The sequence below is a fragment of the Streptomyces sp. NPDC021212 genome, from assembly GCF_044332925.1.
GTDB lineage: Bacteria > Actinomycetota > Actinomycetes > Streptomycetales > Streptomycetaceae > Streptomyces.
The window spans coordinates 1-18,311 of record NZ_JBIRPZ010000030.1 but is presented as its reverse complement, the minus strand read 5'-3'; the positions used below and the strand labels follow the sequence as shown (position 1 = coordinate 18,311).

The 18,311-nt window shown below is 70.8% G+C and carries 19 protein-coding genes and 2 pseudogenes; 10 read left to right on the top strand and 11 right to left on the bottom strand.

From position 1 onward, the window contains the following. Window positions 1-16: 16 nt before the first annotated feature. Entirely contained in the window at window positions 17-997 is a 981-nt protein-coding gene (locus ACH4SI_RS41665) for an adenosine deaminase (RefSeq protein WP_398306165.1), read from the bottom strand. A 153-nt stretch (window positions 998-1,150) separates the two neighbouring features. On the opposite strand from ACH4SI_RS41665, the gene ACH4SI_RS41660 reads away from it, so the two are divergent. Together ACH4SI_RS41660 and ACH4SI_RS41655 are read left to right on the top strand one after the other, a co-directional pair. Next, window positions 1,151-1,795 carry a Uma2 family endonuclease gene (locus tag ACH4SI_RS41660; protein WP_398306162.1) on the top strand — a complete coding sequence of 215 codons (645 nt, stop codon included), beginning with the start codon at window positions 1,151-1,153 and terminating at the stop codon, window positions 1,793-1,795. Window positions 1,796-1,870: 75 nt separating this feature from the next. Next, complete coding sequence (locus ACH4SI_RS41655; RefSeq protein WP_398306159.1) at window positions 1,871-2,554, top strand: vancomycin high temperature exclusion protein; 684 nt, start codon at window positions 1,871-1,873, stop codon at window positions 2,552-2,554. A 23-nt stretch (window positions 2,555-2,577) separates the two neighbouring features. On the opposite strand, the gene cutA is transcribed toward ACH4SI_RS41655, so the two are convergent. After that, window positions 2,578-2,901, bottom strand: coding sequence for a divalent-cation tolerance protein CutA (cutA, locus tag ACH4SI_RS41650; protein ID WP_398306156.1), 324 nt, complete (start codon window positions 2,899-2,901; stop codon window positions 2,578-2,580). A 108-nt stretch (window positions 2,902-3,009) separates the two neighbouring features. On the opposite strand from cutA, the gene ACH4SI_RS41645 reads away from it, so the two are divergent. Next, window positions 3,010-3,369 (top strand): cupin, encoded by a 360-nt coding sequence (locus ACH4SI_RS41645; RefSeq protein WP_398306153.1) that lies wholly within the window; start codon window positions 3,010-3,012, stop codon window positions 3,367-3,369. 104 nt (window positions 3,370-3,473) lie between these two features. On the opposite strand, the gene ACH4SI_RS41640 is transcribed toward ACH4SI_RS41645, so the two are convergent. Both ACH4SI_RS41640 and ACH4SI_RS41635 read right to left on the bottom strand, forming a co-directional pair. Continuing rightward, window positions 3,474-6,029 (bottom strand): CBM35 domain-containing protein, encoded by a 2,556-nt coding sequence (locus ACH4SI_RS41640; RefSeq protein ID WP_398306150.1) that lies wholly within the window; start codon window positions 6,027-6,029, stop codon window positions 3,474-3,476. Next, window positions 6,026-7,102 carry a LacI family DNA-binding transcriptional regulator gene (locus tag ACH4SI_RS41635; RefSeq protein WP_398306147.1) on the bottom strand — a complete coding sequence of 359 codons (1,077 nt, stop codon included), beginning with the start codon at window positions 7,100-7,102 and terminating at the stop codon, window positions 6,026-6,028. Before ACH4SI_RS41635 ends, ACH4SI_RS41640 begins: the two co-directional genes overlap by 4 nt. Window positions 7,103-7,195: 93 nt before the next feature. On the opposite strand from ACH4SI_RS41635, the gene ACH4SI_RS41630 reads away from it, so the two are divergent. Further along, window positions 7,196-9,361: an alpha-galactosidase gene (locus ACH4SI_RS41630; RefSeq protein ID WP_398306144.1), complete on the top strand. Its 2,166-nt coding sequence runs from the start codon at window positions 7,196-7,198 to the stop codon at window positions 9,359-9,361. Between the two features lie 45 nt (window positions 9,362-9,406). Continuing rightward, window positions 9,407-9,757: a hypothetical protein gene (locus ACH4SI_RS41625; RefSeq protein ID WP_398306140.1), complete on the top strand. Its 351-nt coding sequence runs from the start codon at window positions 9,407-9,409 to the stop codon at window positions 9,755-9,757. Between the two features lie 11 nt (window positions 9,758-9,768). Here ACH4SI_RS41625 and ACH4SI_RS41620 read toward each other — a convergent pair whose 3' ends face one another. Next, on the bottom strand, window positions 9,769-10,662 hold the full coding sequence (locus ACH4SI_RS41620; protein WP_398306137.1) for a hypothetical protein: 894 nt from the start codon (window positions 10,660-10,662) through the stop codon (window positions 9,769-9,771). Between the two features lie 54 nt (window positions 10,663-10,716). Further along, window positions 10,717-11,343, bottom strand: coding sequence for a TIGR04222 domain-containing membrane protein (locus ACH4SI_RS41615; protein ID WP_398306134.1), 627 nt, complete (start codon window positions 11,341-11,343; stop codon window positions 10,717-10,719). Between the two features lie 154 nt (window positions 11,344-11,497). Between ACH4SI_RS41615 and ACH4SI_RS41610 the strand changes: the two genes are divergently transcribed. Beyond that, on the top strand, window positions 11,498-12,682 hold the full coding sequence (locus ACH4SI_RS41610) for a GDSL-type esterase/lipase family protein (RefSeq protein ID WP_398306131.1): 1,185 nt from the start codon (window positions 11,498-11,500) through the stop codon (window positions 12,680-12,682). Here ACH4SI_RS41610 and ACH4SI_RS41605 read toward each other — a convergent pair. Together ACH4SI_RS41605 and ACH4SI_RS41600 are read right to left on the bottom strand one after the other, a co-directional pair. Continuing rightward, window positions 12,663-13,301, bottom strand: coding sequence for a 1,4-alpha-glucan branching protein (locus ACH4SI_RS41605; RefSeq protein ID WP_398306128.1), 639 nt, complete (start codon window positions 13,299-13,301; stop codon window positions 12,663-12,665). The two genes, ACH4SI_RS41610 and ACH4SI_RS41605, sit on opposite strands and share 20 nt — an antisense overlap. A 55-nt stretch (window positions 13,302-13,356) precedes the next feature. Then, the gene (locus ACH4SI_RS41600) at window positions 13,357-14,019 is read right to left on the bottom strand and encodes a hypothetical protein (RefSeq protein ID WP_398306125.1); all 663 of its coding nucleotides are present in this window, start codon (window positions 14,017-14,019) and stop codon (window positions 13,357-13,359) included. A gap of 65 nt (window positions 14,020-14,084) precedes the next feature. Between ACH4SI_RS41600 and ACH4SI_RS41595 the strand changes: the two genes are divergently transcribed. After that, window positions 14,085-14,360: a hypothetical protein gene (locus ACH4SI_RS41595; RefSeq protein ID WP_398306122.1), complete on the top strand. Its 276-nt coding sequence runs from the start codon at window positions 14,085-14,087 to the stop codon at window positions 14,358-14,360. 895 nt (window positions 14,361-15,255) lie between these two features. Here ACH4SI_RS41595 and ACH4SI_RS41590 read toward each other — a convergent pair. Together ACH4SI_RS41590 and ACH4SI_RS41585 are read right to left on the bottom strand one after the other, a co-directional pair. Further along, window positions 15,256-15,795 (bottom strand): GNAT family N-acetyltransferase, encoded by a 540-nt coding sequence (locus tag ACH4SI_RS41590; protein WP_398306119.1) that lies wholly within the window; start codon window positions 15,793-15,795, stop codon window positions 15,256-15,258. Further along, window positions 15,780-16,769 carry a hypothetical protein gene (locus ACH4SI_RS41585; RefSeq protein WP_398306116.1) on the bottom strand — a complete coding sequence of 330 codons (990 nt, stop codon included), beginning with the start codon at window positions 16,767-16,769 and terminating at the stop codon, window positions 15,780-15,782. Before ACH4SI_RS41585 ends, ACH4SI_RS41590 begins: the two co-directional genes overlap by 16 nt. Before the next feature lie 481 nt (window positions 16,770-17,250). On the opposite strand from ACH4SI_RS41585, the gene ACH4SI_RS41580 reads away from it, so the two are divergent. Together ACH4SI_RS41580 and ACH4SI_RS41575 are read left to right on the top strand one after the other, a co-directional pair. Then, window positions 17,251-17,619: an ATP-binding protein gene (locus ACH4SI_RS41580; protein ID WP_398306113.1), complete on the top strand. Its 369-nt coding sequence runs from the start codon at window positions 17,251-17,253 to the stop codon at window positions 17,617-17,619. Then, window positions 17,616-17,825: a hypothetical protein gene (locus ACH4SI_RS41575; RefSeq protein WP_398306110.1), complete on the top strand. Its 210-nt coding sequence runs from the start codon at window positions 17,616-17,618 to the stop codon at window positions 17,823-17,825. The genes ACH4SI_RS41580 and ACH4SI_RS41575 overlap by 4 nt, the downstream gene beginning before the upstream one ends. Here the strand turns inward: ACH4SI_RS41575 and ACH4SI_RS41570 are convergent. After that, window positions 17,820-18,091: pseudogene (locus tag ACH4SI_RS41570) on the bottom strand (hypothetical protein); the annotation flags it as partial. The gene ACH4SI_RS41575 and the pseudogene ACH4SI_RS41570 sit on opposite strands and share 6 nt — an antisense overlap. Between ACH4SI_RS41570 and ACH4SI_RS41565 the strand changes: the two are divergent. Beyond that, window positions 18,077-18,232, top strand: a pseudogene (locus ACH4SI_RS41565) (transposase); the annotation flags it as partial. The pseudogenes ACH4SI_RS41570 and ACH4SI_RS41565 sit on opposite strands and share 15 nt — an antisense overlap. Between the last annotated feature and the right edge of the window lie 79 nt (window positions 18,233-18,311).

Sequence of the window (18,311 nt, the reverse complement as noted above, 5' to 3'; positions counted from 1 at the left end):
TGAACCAAAGTTGAGGTCAAGACGCGTCGAGTTCCTCCAGGTACGCGGCCCGCGTCTCCTCGTCCAGGAAGGATGCCTGGAAGGAGTTGCGGGCCAGGGTGCGCAGCGTCGCCTGGTCGAGCCCGAGGGCGTCCCGTACGGCGGTGAAGTTGTCCTGCACGTAGCCGCCGAAGTAGGAGGGGTCGTCGGAGTTGACGGTCACCAGCAGGCCGGCGTCCAGCATCGCGGGGAGGGGGTGGTCGGCGAGCCGGTCGACGACGCGGAGGCGGACGTTGGAGAGGGGGCAGACGGTCAGCGGCACCTGGTCCGCGACCAGCCGCGCCACCAGGGTCTCGTCCTCGAGGCAGCGGACGCCGTGGTCGACGCGGTCCACGCCGAGGATGTCCAGCGCCTCCCAGACGTAGGCGGGCGGACCCTCCTCGCCCGCGTGCGCGACGCACTTCAGCCCGGCCTCCCGGGCCAGGGCGTACACCTCGCGGAACTTCGACGGGGGGTGGCCGACCTCGGCCGAGTCGAGCCCGACGGCGGTGATGCGGTCGAGGTAGGGGCGGGCGGATTCGAAGGTGGCCAGGGCCGATTCGGCGGTCTCGTCCCGCAGGAAGCACATGATGAGGCGGGTGGTGATGCCGTAGGTCCGGGGGGCGGCGTCGAGGGCGCGGGTGAGGCCGCGGATGACGGTGCCGATGTCGACGCCGCGGGCGGTGTGCGCCTGCGGGTCGAAGAAGATCTCGGCGTGCCGGACGCCCTGCTCACGGGCGCGGGCGAGGTAGGCGTTGGTGAGGTCGGCGAAGTCGTCCTCGGTGCGCAGGACCGCCATCAGCGCGTAGTAGAGGTTGAGGAAGTCCTGGAGGTCGGTGAAGGAGTACGCGGCGCGCAGCTCTTCCTGGGTGGCGTAGGGCAGCTCGATGCCGTTGCGCTCGGCGAGCGCGAAGGCGAGGTCGGGCTCCAGGGTGCCCTCGATGTGGAGGTGGAGTTCGGCTTTGGGGAGCGGCGGCACGGCTGGGATCACCTGCTGGTTTCGCTGGTACGGGACGACACCTCAAGGCTATGGGGGATGGGGCACATCGCTCGTTCGGGGTAATGCGAACGGATAACGGATACGGGTCACGGACCGTCGCTACGGTGAGGCCGAGAGTACGCTCCGTAGCAGATGGAGGATGCAGTGACCGCGATATTGGAGCGGCCGATGACCACAGACACGCCGGAAGCCGAGGAGCCCCAAAAGGGGTTCGATGGCCTGCTCCGGGCCACGGAGGAACTGGATACACCGGACGGCTTCAAGGCCGAGCTCATCAGGGGGAAGATCGTCGTGTCGCCGTGGTCGAGGCCGTTCTACAAGCTGCACATGAGGTCGCTGCGCCTCCAGCTTGCGGCCCATGTCCCCGAGGGGCATGACGCGGACACTTCGCCGTTCCTCTTCAGCTTCGCCTCCTCCGAGCGCGCCTACGGGCCGGACCTGCACGTCGCCGACTTGGCGGCCTTCCGCGGCACCGCGCGCCACGTGGACGGCGACGCGCTGTCCCTCGTGGCCGAGTTGACCTCGGTGTCCACTCGCGACGTCGACTGGCAGGAGAAGCTCGAGGTCTACGGCCGCCATGTGCCGGTGTATCTCGTGCTCGACATGCAGGCCGAGGAGATCACCGCCTTCTGGGATCCGTCGGACCACGGCTACCGGGCCCGGATGACCGTTCCCTTCGGCAAGCCGCTGCCCATCCCCGCTCCGTTCGATTTCGATCTCGACACCAGCGAATTCGTTGTGCCCGAGGAGCCCGAAGAGGACGACTCCGCCGAATAGCCCGGCGCAACCGCCGCGCCCGTTGGCCGCGTCACACAGCGCGATGATGCTGACGGGGCCAAGGGGGAAGCGGACATGCTCGAACGGGTACGGCGGCGGTTGCCGCGGACGCGGCGTGGGTGGCGGCGGGTGTTTCAGGTGGCCGTGGTCGTCAGCGTGCTGGCGCTGCTGCCCGCGACCTGGCTGCGGCTGAGTACCGACGGGCGGGTGCGGACGGCGGTCAGGAGCGTGCCCTCGGCGCCGGTCGGGGTGGTGTTCGGGGCCGGGCTGTGGGGCGGGGAGCCGTCGCCGTATCTGGCGCACCGGCTGGACGCGGCGGTCGCGCTGTACCGGGACGGGACGGTACGGGCGCTGCTGGTCACCGGGGACAACAGCCGCGACGACTACGACGAGCCGAACGCGATGCGTGCCTATCTGGTGAAGCAGGGCGTGCCGGACCGGCGGATCGTCAGTGACTTCGCGGGCTTCGACACCTGGGACTCGTGCAGCCGGGCCCGGCGCGTGTTCGGGGTGCACCGGGCGGTGCTGGTGAGCCAGGGGTTCCATATCCGCCGGGCAGTGGCGCTGTGCGGGGCGGCGGGGATCGACGCGTACGGGGTCGCGGTGGACGAGCCACACGACGCGACGTGGGGCTTCGGCGGGCTGCGGGAGACCGTGGCGGCGAGCAAGGCGGTGCTCGACGCCACGTTCCGGCCCGACCCGCACTTCCTGGGGCCGCGGGAGCGGGGTATCAGCGATGCGTTGGCGGATAGCAGATGACAGATATCAGATAGTGGTTTCTGTCAGCCGATTGTTGTTTCCGCCACGACCCACGCCAGATAGTCCTCGCTGCCCTGCGTGATCGGCGTCGCGATCACTTCCGGCGTCTCGTAGTCGTGCGCCTCGCGGAGGTGCGCCTCCAGCTCCTCGTACCGCGCGGCGGTCGTCTTGAACAGCACCTGCCACTCGGCGGCGGTCTCGATGACGTCCTGCCACCGGTAGACGGAGGTCACCGGCTGGCTGATCTGCGCGCAGGCCGCCAGCCGGGCCTCCACGGCGCCGCGCGCCAGCGCCTCCGCCTTCTCGGGGGTGTCGGTGGTCGTCAGGACGGTCAGGTAGTCGGCCACGGTTGCCTCTCTCGATGTCGCGAGGGTGCGGACTGGCGCGCATCACGCTAGCCGGTGACGATTGAGGGAACCCGGCGACGATCAGATCAGGCCGATCGAGGGGCACTCATGGATGACCTCACCGCGCTCGCCCGCCACCATCTGGACCAGGCGAAGGCCGATCCGCACGGGCGCAGCGCACATCTGTTCCTGCACGACGGGCCGCTGCGGCAGAGCGTGATCGCGATGGTCTCCGGTTGTGAGCTGGACGAGCACAACGCTCCCCCGGCGGCGAGTCTGCACGTGCTGCACGGTCATGTGCGGCTGACCGGGAGCGGGGTGCGTACGGATCTCATCGCCGGGCAGGTGGAGCGCATTCCGCACGAGCGGCACGGAATGCTCGCGCTGGAGGACTCGGTGGTGCTGCTGACCGCCGTGACCGCCACCGTGGGCTGCCCCACTCCCACCCAGGACGCGGCGACCGGCTGAGGATCCCAGAGCGCGCCGTTCCGGCGTCCGACCGCGCTGGAGCCGGAGGGGTGCGAACGCCCCGGTGCGCTGCACGTCGCACCGGGGCGCATCACGCGAAAGGATCAGCCGATGACCGGGGCCAGGTCGATCCGGTCGAGGTTGGGGGCGTACGCGCCCGGGTTGGCGAAGGTGACCGTGTTGGCGCCCTTGGCGAGGTCGACGGGGAGGGCCAGGGTCCAGTAGTCGTCCCAGCCCCAGGTGTTCTTGAACATCACGCGCCGGGGCTTCCCCTGGCCGACCGTGATGTCCGCGCCGCGCGAGACGATGTCGGTGTTGTACGCGTGGCCGTTGTCGCGCCGCTCGTTGTTGGCGTAGCGGACCGCCATCAGATAGCGGCCGGCGGAAGGGGCCTTGACCGTGAGGGTGGCGGTGTTCGACGCGCCGTTGCCGAGCCGGCCGACGTAGGCGCCGCCCGAGGCGTGCGCGCCGGACTCGGGCTTCGCGGTGCCGGACAGGGCGGCGCTCTCCGCCTCGTACCCGCGCACGCCCGCCGTGTCGTCGCCCGCGCCCGTGACGTTCAGGGAACGCAGTCGGACGGGCGCCGCTCCGGCCGGGGCGGCGGTGATGCGGTTGTTTCCGGCGGTCAGGTAGAGCCGCCGGGAGGTGGCCGTGGTCGCGCCGTGCGCGGTGAGCTTCAGCGGGCCGCCGGTCGCGCTCGGGGCCACCGTGTAGTAGCCCTCGCGCGGGGCGTAGACGTCGAAGACGGCGGTGTCCCGGGAGCCGAGAACGAGGGTGCCGGTGCCGGTGCCGCTCGCCGAGCCGTAGTCGTAGGAGGGGCTGCCGGTGGTGTCCGCGAGCGTCGCCTCGTAGGCGGTGGAGGGCTTCGTGGCGGCCGTGAGGTCGATGCGGTCGAGGGTGACCTCGGCGGTGTCATGGGCCAGGGCGATCACATGGCGGCCCGCGGAGAGCCGGACGGTGGTGTTCTCGAGGCCGCGGTAGGTCCAGTTCTCGGTGGAGGGGTAGGTGACCGTGCGGGCCGCGCCGCCGTCGACGGTGAGCCGCTGGGTGGCCGGGCCGCCGCTCTGGTTGCCGTAGAGGACCGACAGGTCGTAGTCCCCGGTGCGGGGCACGTCCACGGTGAAGGCCACCTTGCTGGTGTCCTGGCTGAGGGAACCGACGTCCTTGGTGCCGGAGGCGGCGTAGCCGTTGGCGTCGGAAACGGTGCCCTGGGTGTAGACCTTGCCCGCCGTGATCGCCGCGTCCTCCGCCTCGTACGCCGCGTGCCAGGGCACCTGCGCGGCCTGCGGGGTGCCGCTGCCCGCCGGGGTGAGCACGATCCGGTACGCGGACATCCGGTCCATCCGCGTGAGCGGCACCGTCACCGAGCCGTCGGGCGCGACGGTCAGCTTCGTCCGGGCCAGGGTGCGGGGTGCGGCGTGCGCGCCCTCGTAGCCGGACCAGGCGGCCTCCGAGACGGTGGCGGTGACCTGGCGGCCGAAGACCTTCGGGTCGACATGGCCGATCGTCACGTGTCCGTCGCCCGCCGCCCCGCCGACCAGCACCTGCGCCTGACGCTTGGCGGTGTCGTAGGACGCGAGGCCCTGGAGGGTGTCGACGGCGTTGGGGGTGGGCGGGGTGACCTTGACGGTCCGGCCGGTCATCGTCGCGTACCAGCGGAAGAACCACCACGCGCCGTTCGGGACGGAGGACTGGGCGACGCTGCCGGAGAGGTTGCCCGCGGCGTCCCAGTACGCCTGGTCGGCGTAGACCTTGTTGCGCTCGAACATGGAGACCCACTGGACCAGCTGGCCGGGGACGGACAGGTCGCGGCGGTTGGCGTACTCGTCGATGTTGACCGGCCGCGGCGAGATTGCCGCACGCTTCTCCAGGGCGCGGTAGTCGTCGTAGTGGCCCTGGAAGTCGCGCAGGGAGTCCGGGCCCAGCTCATGCCAGGTGGTGACCTCGGGCAGCACGTTCTCCTTCTTCGCCCAGGTCAGGAAGTCGCCCATCAGGCGGGAGTGGTACGAGGACTCATTGGGGCCCGCGATGCGGGCGTCCGGGTCGATGGCGCGGATGCGGTCGTGGACGGTCTTCCAGTCGCGGAAGAAGCGGTCGCGGTTCTTCTCGTACGTGGCCTGGTCGGCGACGCCGAGCTTGTACCAGATCTGGTCGGGCTCGTTGAACGGGACGTAGACGAAGCGCTCGCTGTGGGGGGCGTCGGCGATGTCGCGCACGACCTTGTCGACCTTGGTGAGGTAGTCGTCGATGCCCAGGTCCTCGTACGGCCACTTCGCATAGATGTCCTGCATCATCACCAGGATGTCGCCGCCGCCGTTGCGGAGATACGACTTCGAGACGGTGACGGCGTCGCCGTTCGGGTGCTGGGCGCCGCCCTCCGGCTTCTGGCTGACGGTGGTGAGCTTGAGCGGGGCGAGGGCTGCGTCGGTCGGCACGCCGTCGTCGCTCAGGCCGTACAGCGAGCCGTTGGCGCCGTGCAGGACGGGGCCCTCGGGGGCGGCGAGGTCGACGGAGAGAGGCTGGGCGGCCTTCGGGGCAGCCTGCGGGGCCGCGGGAGAGTCGGCGTCGGCGGGAACGGCCGCCGTGAGGAGTGCGGCGGCGAGGGCGGTCGCGGCGGCTGTTCGTATCCGGTGTCTGCTGTATGTGGCGGACCTGCTCATGCGCGGGGGACCTCCGAGGGTGGGTTCGGCGGTAACGGGGCCGGCGGTGGGCCGGAGCTTTCGCGGACGATCAGCAGCGGTACGGAGACGGGGCGCGGCGCGACCGGTTCGGCGTCCTCCAGCAGGCCGTACAACCGGCCGAAGGCGGACCGGCCCAGGCCCGTGAAGTCGAGCCGTACGGTCGTCAGGGAGGGCGTGAGGTACGCGGAGTGCGGGGCGTCGTCGAAACCGGCCACGCTCACCTCGTCCGGGATCGCCCGGCCCGCCTCGTGCAGCGCCCGGATCACGCCGAGCGCGAGGTCGTCGTTGCCGCACAGGATCGCGGTGACGGACGGGTCACGGGCCAGCCGCCGCCCCGCCAGGTAGCCGCCGGCCGGATCCCAGCTCCCGGCCAGCGGCCGCGGCTCCGGCGCCCCGGCCGCGCGCAGCGCGTCCCGCCAGCCCGCGGTGCGCCGGCCGGTGCGGCGGGTGCTGGAGGGGATGGCGACGTAGTGCACCGTCTCGTGGCCGAGGTCCAGCAGATGCCGGGTGGCGGTGCGGGCCGCCTCGCGGTCGTCGGTCCACACCCAGGGGCGGTTCCCGGCGGGCGGCCGGGACGGGGTCTCGACGACGCCCACGACCGGGAGTTCATCGGGTACGGCGGCCAGGGCGCGGACCCCGGCGGTGTCGTACGCCATCACGATCAGCCCGCCGCCGGTGTCGGCGGCCCGCCGCACCTCGGCCCGTACGTCGGCCACGGTGTCGGACTCCAGGACGCCGATGGCGACGGTGTAACCGGCGGCGCGGGCGGCCTCCTCGATGCCCTGGAGGGTGGCGGCGTAGCCGTAGTGCGTGGTGTTGGCGGTCAGCACGGTGACCGACCGGGTCCGCCCGCTGGCCAGGGCGAGCGCGGTGGCGCTGCGGCGGAAGCCGAGGGTCTGGATCGCGGCGAGGACGCGTTCGCGGGTGTCCGGTCTGACGCTCGGGTGATTGTTGATCACCCGGGAGACGGTCTGGTACGAGACGCCCGCGGCGGTGGCGACGTCGCGGATGCCGGGCCGCTTGGCCCCTCTTGTGTGACCGGTCACATGCACGTCAGGATTGTGACCGGTCACACAGCGGGCGTCAAGGGACGCGTCGCGTTCGCGGATACGCGGTCACGTGGCCACAGGTGGAAGGGGCGTGGCGTGCGGGAGACGTTCACATGGGGCCATTCGGCGCTGGCGGCCGCGTTCGCGACCGGGCCGGACGGGGTGGTCCGGCTGGTGCGGCTGGGCTCCCCCGACGGCACCCCGCCGGGCATCCCGGCGCCGGACGACGCCGCCCCGCTCCCGGTGGTGGAGGTGCTGGCGCTCGGCCACGGCAGCGACTGGTCGGGGCAGCGGGGCATCGAGACGGTGCTCGGCGCGCGGCTGCGGTACCGCGGCCACCGGGCCGCGACGGACGGACGCGGCTGCGATGGCGGCGACAACGGCGACGGCGACGGCCACTGGCATCGGCTGACGCTCGACCTCCACGACCCCGGCTCCGGCCTCGCCGCCGAGGTCCGCTTCTCCTCCCCCGACGGCCTGCCGGTGCTGCGCTCCGAGGTGCGGCTGACGAACGAGGGCACGGGCCCGCTCGTCGTCCAGGCCGTCACCGGCCTCGTCCTCGGCGGCCTCCCCTCCCCCGACGCGCTCGACGCGCATTGGGCGCACAACGAGTGGCTGGCCGAGTGCCGTTGGGCCGCCGTACCGCTGCGCGACCGGATCGTGGACGTGTCACGCGACGCCCACGGCCACGACAGCCGCGCCGCCCTCGTCCTCAGCAGCGTCGGCAGCTGGCCCACGGACGGCCATCTGCCGATGGGCGCCCTCACCGAGCGCGCCACCGGCCGGGCCTGGCTCTGGCAGGTGGAGTCGCCGGTGGGGTGGCGCTGGGAGGCCGGGGAGCGGGCCCACGGGACGTACGTCGCGCTCGGCGGCCCGACCGACTCCGAGCACCAGTGGCGCGAACGGCTCGAACCCGGCGCGTCGTTCACCACCGTCCCGGCCGCCCTCGCCCTCGCCGAACGGGGCGGTTTCGACGCGGCGATGGCCCATCTCACCGCGTACCGCCGGGCCGTCCGGCGCCCGCATCCCGACCACACCGCCCTGCCCGTCGTGTTCAACGACTACATGAACACCCTGATGGGCGACCCCACCACCGAGCGGCTGCTGCCCCTGATCGACGCCGCCGCCCGGGCCGGGGCCGAATACTTCTGCATCGACGCCGGCTGGTACGACGACACCGGTGAGTGGTGGGAGAGCGTCGGCGCCTGGCAGCCCTCCACCCGCCGCTTCCCCGGCGGACTTCAGCTCGTCCTCGACCGCATCCGCTCCCTCGGCATGGTCCCCGGGCTGTGGCTGGAGCCCGAAGTCGTCGGCGTCCGCAGCCCGGTGGCCGCCGAGCTGCCGGACGACGCCTTCTTCCAGCGCGACGGCGTACGCCTCACCGAGAACGGCCGCCACCACCTCGATCTGCGCCACCCCGCCGCACGCCGCCACCTCGACACGACCATCGACCGCCTCGTCGGCGACTGGGGCGTCGGCTACCTCAAGCTCGACTACAACATCAGCATCGCCCCGGGCACGGACCGGGACCCGGAACACGGCCACGCCGCCCCCGGCGCGGGCCTGCTCGCCCACGCCCGCGCCCATCAGCGCTGGCTGGCCGCCGTGCTCGACCGCCATCCGGCCCTCGTCATCGAGAACTGCGCCTCGGGCGGCATGCGCATGGACGGCTCCTCACTCGCCCTCACCCAGCTCCAGTCCACCAGCGACCAGCAGGACCCGCTCCGCTACCCACCCATCGCCGCCGCCGCGCCGACCGCGGTGCCGCCGGAGCAGGGCGCGGTGTGGGCGTACCCGCAGCCCGGCTTCACCGACGACGAGATCCGCTTCGCGCTGACCGGTGCGCTGCTGGGCCGCGTCCACCTCTCGGGCCACCTCGACCGGATGACACCGGCCCAGCTGGACCTCGTACGCGATGCTCTCGCGGTGTACCGGCAGGTGCGCCCCGACCTGCCCTCGGCCGTCCCCTTCTGGCCGCTGGGGCTGCCGGGCTGGACGGACGCGTGGGTGGCGCTGGGGCTGCGTACCGGTGGCGGCCGGACGTACGTGGCGGTCTGGCGCCGGGGCGGCGAGGCGCCCGAACGGACCGTGCCGCTGCCCCACTTGGCGGGTCGCACGCTCCGCGTCGAACACCTCCACCCGTCCGCCGCCACGGGAGCGACGTGGGCGCCGGACCGCGCCGAACTCACCGTCGCGCTGCCCCACACCCCCGCGGCGTTCCTGCTCCGCCTGACCGCCGTCGAGGCGGAGGAAAGTTCCTGACGTAGCATCAATTAGTCGTCAATGGCAGGGCATTAGGATCGCGACATGTCTTCGGTACTCCTTCTGGGCCTCGATCCGCGGCTGGCACCCGGCATGGACGCGGACGCCGTTCTCTCCCTCATCGACACGGACATGGCCCGCCTCCGCGAGCGCGGCCACGACACCGCCACGGTGCTGGTCCCGCTCGACGAGTCGACCGAGTCCACGCTCGTCGGCGCGCTGACCGAACGACCCTGGGATGTCGTCGTCATCGGAGGCGGCATCCGCAAGCCGGAGCAGCTTCTGACGCTGTTCGAGAAGGTCGTGAACCTGGTCCGGCAGCACGCGCCCCGGGCGGCGATCGCGTTCAACACCAACCCCGGCGACAGCTCCGAGGCCGCACAGCGCTGGCTGTGAGGGCCGCCGGGTCAGGCGGCGGGGCGGCGTAGGGCGCGCAGGATCTCGGCGTCGCTCGCCGGGCGTGCGGTGTGCAGCATGCGCCGCAGCTCGTCCCGGTCCGCCGGGCCCCTCGTGCCCTGTGCGGTCACCGTGAGCCGCATCCCGTCGCGGTGCTCCGAGAGGACGATCTCGACGGCCCCGCCGCCGAGGTGCCGGGTCGCCTCGGTGATGTCGCCGCCGTCCCGCGCGGCGTCGTGGCCCAGGCGGGTCACCATGAACGCCACGTCCGCCGCGCTGGCCATGTACGGGAGGTAGTGGACCCGGAAGCCGTCGGCCGTCAGGTCGCCGCTGCCCTCGTCCACGCGGTATCCGGCGGGCGGGTCGGGCAGCAGCAGCTCCTGGCGGGCCAGCGAGGTACCGGACATCAGCCCCCGCATCTCCTTCTCCTGCTGGGACTTGTGCGTGACGGCCGTGCCGTACGCCACCACCCCGAGCACCGCCACGCCGGAGATCAGACGGACCGCGACGCCCGCGATGAACAGCGCCGCCACCAGCGCGTACGGCACCCCGCACAGCGCGGCGCGCTGCGCGGGCCCGCCCACGTGCAGCGCACCGGAGCGCCAGGCCCCGATCCCGGCCGCGAGGCCGACCGTGCCGCCGAGGAACACCGTCACGGCCCAGCCGAGCCGCCCGCCGGGCGTACGGCACGGCCGCACCACATGGCCCACCGGGGCCACGCCGACCGCGAGCACGCTGACCATGGCCGCCGCGCCGATCGCGACCGCCGGCAGCCGGTCGACGTCGAGTCCGAGCCCGTGGCCGAAGCCGATGCGGTAGGCGCGCGGCACCACCAGTGCCCCGGCCGCCCACACCAGCCCCAGATACAGGGCGAGATGCGTCCATCGTTTCCCCGTGGCCTTCACGCCTCGATCATGTCAGGACGCATGGGCCCAGCACCTGAGCACCCCTACCTAACTTCAGTCACCGCCACCGCCACCGCCACAGGAATGGCCGCCACCGCAGGAGTGGTGGCCGCCGCCGGAGTCGTGGCCGTGATCCAGCTGCCCATCCTCGATGGCCTCACCGAGGCGGATCAGGCGACGTCCGAGGCCGGACGGCGGCGGAATCACCTCGCTGAAGTTGCGCCGCAGCGGGCCGTCCGGCAGTGCGGCGGGGCCCTCGAAGACGTACGCGGGGTACGCCCCGCTCCGCTCGGCCGCCTCCAGGTGCTGCCTGCCCGCGCGGGTGAGGCGCAGGCGCCGGGCGGTGAGCAGGCCGGAGGAGACCATGCGGCGTTCGGCCTCCTCCACCTCGGGCCCGACCTCCATGGCACCGTGGAGGGAGAGCATGCTCAGGGAACGGCGTCGGCACAGCGCGACGACCGCGCGCTCGACGGGGTGGGTGGCGGGGTGGTCGATCGGCTCGGCGTCCGTTTCCTTGACGGTACGCACCCGGGAGAGGCGGACCCGCACCATGCCGCGCTCGTGCAGCGCGACGAGGGCGACTTCCATCATGCGTTGCGGCCCACCGGCCAGATAGGCGATGTCGTAGAGATCGAGAGCCCGCGGTGCGGGCTCGGTGGTGCGCCGGAAAATGGCCCTCATCGGAATGCCCCCTTCCACCCCAACTGACTCCTTGTCGTCAGTTTTGTCCGGCCGATGACGTGACGAACCGTGATCACGCCAGTTCAGAGGGAGATTTGAGGTTCATCACCTCATCTCGTTTGCCTAAAGCGATTAGGCGAACTCATAATCGCTTATGCCTGAACGACAGACCGATATGACCATCCCCATCACCCCGGAACTCCTGCGCGGCGCTCTCGATCTGGAGCGCACCGAGCACGGATTGCTGCCGCACCGGCTGCCCGCCCGGGCCCGCGCGCAGTGCGCCGACGGGCAGTTGGCCATGGCGGAGGCCCAGCCCTCCGGCGTGCGGCTGGTGTTCCGTACCCGGGCCACCGCCGTCGAACTGGACGCGCTCCGCACCAAGAACGCCTACCGGGGCGCACCGCCCCGTCCCGACGGCGTGTACGACCTGCTCGTCGACGGCCACTTGGCGGCCCGGGGCGGCGTGACCGGCGGCAACGTCCGGACGATGGACATGACCACCGGGTCGGTGGAAACCGTGTCGGGTCCTGTCGGCACCGTGCGGTTCTCCGGGCTGCCCGACCGCGTGAAGGACGTCGAGATCTGGCTGCCGTACAACGAGATCACCGAGCTGGTCGCCCTGCGCACGGACGCCGCCGTGGAGCCCGTACCGGAAGGGCGCCGCAGGGTGTGGCTCCACCACGGCAGTTCCCTCAGCCATGGCTCCGACGCCGAGAGCCCCAGCACGACCTGGCCCGCGCTGGCCGCCTCGCTCGGCGGCGTGGAGCTGATCAACCTCGGCCTGGGCGGCGGCGCGCTACTCGACCCGTTCACCGCCCGCGCGATGCGGGACACTCCGGCGGATCTGCTCAGCGTCAAGATCGGCATCAATCTGGTCAACGCCGACCTGATGCGGCTGCGCGCCTTCGCTCCGGCGGTGCACGGCTTCCTGGACACCCTGCGCGAGGGGCATCCCACCACGCCGCTGCTGGTCGTGTCCCCCCTCTACTGCCCCATCCACGAGGACACCCCTGGCCCCTGCGCCCCGGACTTCTCCCGCATCAGCGAGGAGAGGTTCCAGTTCCGGGCCACGGGCGACCCCGCGGAGCGCGCGGCGGGCAAGCTGACGCTCACCGTCGTACGGGACGAACTGGCCCGCATCGTGCGGCAGCGGGCGGCCGACGACCCCCATCTGCACTACCTCGACGGACGCGACCTCTACGGCGAGGCCGACTTCGCCGAGCTGCCGCTGCCCGACCAACTGCACCCGGACGCGGCCACCCACCGCCGCATCGGCGAACGCTTCGCCGATGCGGCCTTCGGCAGCGGAGGACCGTTTACCGCGGAGTCCGGTTGAGCACGGCGAACACGCCGCGGCTCTCGCCGCCGTCCGGCAACCGCCAGGTGGCGGTGACGTGTCCCTCGGCCTCGGGCGCCCGCCCGGCCGGTTCGAGGACGCGCGTCACGTCGAGGGTCAGCTGCCCCAGCGCCAGGCGGGTGCCGTCCGGCCCGTTGGTGACCGACACGGTGCCGACCGCGTCCGGAACGTCGGCCGCCTGGACGGTGACGGACGGGTCGGGGGTGTCGGACACGCTCTGCATCTGCGGCTCGGCGCGGCCTTGGAGGAGTGCGAGCAGCTGGGCGACGAGGACGGGGTCATGGGACCCGTCGTACACCCACCGCTGCCCCAGCACGCCGTGCTCCGACGTGCCGACGAGGGCCTGTTCCGCCCCGGCGAGCGGGTCGGCGCGGTAGGTGAGCGGCAGATGGTAGTGGACGGGACGCTCCCCGGAATCGTCCCTGACGACCATGAACTCGATCCCCACCTCGCCCCGCGGGTCATCGAGCCGGAAGCCCCCGACCCTGGACAGCTCCGGCGCGCCGCCCGCGCCGAGGTACCACGGCTGGAGGGGAAGCCAGGGTGTCAGGAGCTCCAGCTTGGTGGGGTTCATGGTGGTTTTGTGGATGACAGCCATGCCTCATGAACCGCTCCCGTCGGCGTGGTGTTCCCCTCAGCGGAAAGACCGGCCGTCAGCCGGGGTCCGGCATCGCGATGCCCCGGCGGCGGCGGACGTGACCACGGCGACCCGCGAGGGCCGCCATCAGGGTCCACATGACCGTTCCCACGATCAGACTGCCCAGGCGCCCCGTGGCGTCCACATCGTCCGCCTGCTCCATCGGCAGCTCGCCCTCCGGGTCCCGCATGACGTCCAGCCGGTCGCCCACCTTCGGAACCCAGGCGTCACCGTCGTACTCCAGCTTCTCCTTCAGCTCTTTCCCGTCCGCGCCACGGAGAGTGAAGCGATGGTTGTCCCGGGACGTACCGGCCGCGCTGTCCGCCACGATCACCACGCTCTCGCGCACGCCACGCCCCTCCAGGGCCGCTTCGGGCGCGTACTGGACCGCCCCGACGAGGACGAACAGCCCGGGCACCACGGACAGCACGGCCAGCCAGAAGGCGCGGTGGAGCAGGCACAGCAGCACGACGAAGGCGAGGCCGAGGAGCAGCCCGACCGCGATGGGCACCGCCTCCGTTCCCACGGCCAGATAGGCGGCGCAGGTGGTGGCCGCCGCGGCGGCCCACGCGAACACCACCAGCGCGACCGTGCGCCACACCGATGTCCACGGGTTGACGGCCTGCCCTACCAGCCCGTTCCCGGGTGGGATCCTGTTGCTCCGTATCCCCGTTGTCATCCCCGCTCCTTGGTTCCGCCGCCTGGCCGAGTGAACAGTACGAGACCGATGGCTGGAGTTGCCACATGACCTGGAGCGAGGAGGAGTACGTCGCGTATCTGCACGATGAGCGGCGTCGCTACGCGTGGGTCATGGAGCGGTACGGCGGCCTCGCAGCGGCCCGAGCCCGGGAGGCCGCCGTGGAGCATTACCCTTACGAGCCGCGTGATGCCCCCTTTCGCGGGCTCGTCTTTCACGACGAAGCCTGGCACTGGGCGATGCGGGCGCTCCACGGGGACCGCTACCCGACAGAGCGCCCCGACCTGATCGATCCCTCAGCCGAGTACTTGGCCCTCGACTGACCTCCCATCAGGTCAGAGACGCCGTGCGGGCGCGGCAACTTCCGTTCGCCCGTCGGCTCGGCTACGCCGAACGCGCCAGCTCCACACGGTCTGTCCCATGAGAGCCACGGCGACGAAGCATGCTGCGACGCGAGTTACGTTCCAGGTCATGGCGAAAACTGGACCCTGCGAGTCCGCCTCTGTACTCGATCGCTGAGTGGCCTCGAAGAAGGCGATCAGTGGAACAAGCAGGCGGAACAGAAGGCCACCGACTCCGGGCGTCCGCGCTACGTTCCCCACGACTCCCACAGGCGCACCAAACACGAGAGCCGCTATTCCCCACACGCGAATTTGCCCCTCACTGGAGGCGTCAGGTTGCAGTCCGGCAGGAATGGAGTCGGTAGGTTCCATTCCGACAGGAATGGTGGGGTTCATACCCTTAAAGAGGTAGTACGTGACTACGCCGATAGCCAACCCCAAAAAAGACAGCAACGCCGACTCGATTTTCGATCGACGGAAATATCCCGCCAGGAATGCGTAACAGGCCCAAGGCCAACCACTGGAAAAAACAATACTCAGGGCGACACAAACGGGATTATCCCATTTCCCGGCAACGGGCCCCACTAGCCCAAGCAGCAAACCCGCCCCGAGAGACACAGTGACCGGCACAGCGCGAGCACACGTAAAGCGCATGTTTTATCTTCCCGCTTCAGCGAGTAAGTCCGAATGGGAAGTGGCGCCACTCCGAGGCTGTGCGGGCGACCGCACAGCCCTTGGAGACGTCGCCAGCCGGGTGGACGCATGCCTCCGGCAACGGGCCAACAGAGCCGCCGAAGCATCCATCTTGAACGTCATCACACCGCATTGAGAGGGCCGCGCCAACCACCAACCCGGGCGAACCTTCGCGGTCACAGCACTAGATCAGGGGAAGGCGGGCGAGCATGACGGCGAACACCGGCGAGTCCGGGAAGGGCCGTTGCTCCCCCACCTTCCGGAAGCCCCAGGACTCGTACAGGGCCTGCACCCGGGGGTGTTCGACGTCCACGAGCAGGACCACAAGATCCTCGGCGCGCTTTTCCACCAGCGCACGGGTCAATCGCTCGGCCACGCCCTGCTTCCGCCACTTCGGGATCACGGCCAGCTCGGAGTACGAGAAGGTCAAGTCCTTCTCCGGCGCCGGCTCGACGTGCTCGCGCCACCATTCGCGACCAGGGGCGGCCGGGGCACCATAGGCGAAGCCCACTGCCTCGTCGCCGTCGAACGCGATCACGCAGGAGAACTCGGGGTGGCCGCCCCAGTGGTCCACGAACCAGGGGAAGCGCTGATTGAACTCGTCCTCCATCGCGTCCCCCTCAGCGATGGCGTGCACGTCGATCAAGGTCTGACGGATGTCCGGGAGATCAGCGTGCGTGCAGTGGCGGACGTCCAGATCGGCGGCGCTCAAGCTCGGCTCCATTCGGTTCGGTAGCGGTCGCCCCACTCCCGGGCGACGCTCGCGTCCGGGGCAATGGTGATCAAGTCCCGGTAGTAGTCGCCCAGAAGAGAGCGCATACGACCGGGGATCGGATGCCCGGCCATCAGTGTGAAGACGGTGGAGGCGGTGGCGCACGCCTGGTCGATGTCGCGCTGGTGAAGCTGGGTCAGGGCGAGCCGTGCGGTGGCCAGGGCACGGTTGCGGCGGAACTCCTTGGGGATGCTCGCCAGTGCCTGGTGGGAAGCGGCTTCGGCCTCCGCGGATTCGCCGATCTTGTCCCGCACGATGGCGGTGATGGCCATCAGCTCGGCAGGGCCGTAGAAGGCGGTCCAGCTCGGCCGGGGATCAGCCAAGGACGCCTTGCCCAAGGCTTCCTGGGCACACCCGAGGGAGCGTAAGGCAGCCTGTCGTTCGCCCAGGTTGGAGTGGGCGAGGGCCGTCCGGGCGTGAGCCAGAGACCCATAGAACGGGTCTCGCCGGGCGATGGCCGTCGCCTGGGCCGCATGGCCGGAGTCGACGGCCTCTGTGTACGCACCACGGTGGTGGGCGAGAATGGAGTACATGTTCCAGGCATCCAGCTCGGCGATGGAATCCTTGGCCATCCCCGCCAAATAGAGCGCCCGGTCCAGAAGACTCCGGGCCCGCTCGGTCCGCTTGTCGTCGATGGCGGACCAAGCAGCCATGGACGTGTAGTCGGCGGCCACGCCGAACAGCCTCTGACGGATGCGCTGGGAGGCGCCCAGCTCCTGCTTCCCCAACGCCTCGGCCGCCCCGGCGAGGGCCGTGCGCTCCAACTCCTCGTGACCTCCGCGTGTGGCATCCAGCTCCACCAGGGTGCCCAAGCCGGAACGGAGCCTGATCACGTCGGAGGTGCCTACGGAGTGCTGTGCGACGAGAGGTACGACGACCGCGGCCGTCGTACCAGTGGTTGCGGTCAGGAAGTGCCTGCGCCTCACGGGCTCCTCCGGTTCTATCGCGGAACGTTTTCGGGCTGGTCGGACGAATCCCAGTTCTTCGGTGCCACATCCGAATACTGCCTCTAACGCCGCCCTCTGCCGAGAGTGCGGCCAGCGGGTTTTTCCGGTCAGCCAATGACGGACCGTCCGGTCGCTCACCGTGCCCTCGTAGCCGTTGCGGATCAGGTGAGTGTTCACCGCTTCGGCCAACTCGTTCTGCGTGAGCCCGCTCTCGTGCATGGCACTGATGAGGCGCCCGTTCCCCTCCATGTACCCACCGTAGCCACTCAAGCCCTCTCAGTGAGGCGAGTCGACCGAAAATTTCCGCTTGGGCGGTTTGCGTATCCGGGTGGCATTTCCTCCTCCCGCCTGGCGGACCGTCGTTCACTCGGGCAAGGCCGTTCACTTCGCACTCACCGAGGTCCTGATGTCCGTGACCGCCACACCTCGCCCCAAGGGGCACCCCGGATATTCACAAACGATGCGACGCGTCCCCGAGAGCGCGGACGCCGCCCGCAGGCTCGTGCGTACCGCACTGGTCGCATGGGGTCAGGAGGACCTGATCGAGGACGCCGCACTGGTGATCACCGAGCTGGTCTCCAACTCCGTCCACCACGCCCGCCTGGAGTCGATCCGGGTCCTCATCACCCGCCCGTCCGAGGAGTGCATCCGCCTCGGCGTCGCGGACCGGACCCGCTCCGTCCCCCTCCTGCGGATGGACCCGGACGGCGACGACACCAGGGGGCGCGGCCTCCTGATCGTCAACGCCCTCACCGAGCGATGGGGGACGGAGCTGTACCGCTGGGGCAAGCAGGTCTGGGCCGAGATGAAGTGCGAGGCGGCTGGGTGAAGAACGGGAAGGTGTGGGTGGGCGACCGGGTCCGCGACGAGGACACCGGCCGGGATGCGATCGTCTCGGACGTAAGAGGGGGCCGGACCTACGTCCTGCGAGCACTTGGCGGAGGCAGAGAATGGACGTCCGAGAACCCCGAACGGCTGACGGTGACCGTACCGCTCAAGGTCGAACCCGACGACCACAAGGCGCGCGGCTCATGACGGCCGCCCGCCGAACTGCCAACGGTGGACTCGATGCCCGCGTACCGGCCCGCAGTCAGGACAGTGCGCGCCGCTTCCGGGTCCGGCGCGCGGACCAGCGCCGCTGTGCCCAGCCACGTGTTTCCGTCGTCGGACAGCAGCGGCCCGTAGGCGATCAGCTCGTCCCGGTCGGGCGGCACGGCGTCGTCGGCGGCCTCACTTGAGCCGAGGCCGAGCACCAGGAATCGGTTGCCTCCGGTCCGGCCCCCGGGGAAGTCCCACATCGTGAGGAAGCCCGCCCCCGCGTCCCCGGACCACGGACAAGATCCGTGCCGCCCGGCAGCGGAGCGAATGCGGGCGACCAGCGTGCCCAACACCGTCCGGGGCGCGCGACTGAGCAACAGTCCTGGACACAGGACTCACAGTGATGATTGCGGTGGCACCGCCTGGAGACCTGACTCGAGGACTCACTGGCGCTTCGGCTGTCTTTCGGGAGAACCGTCGGTC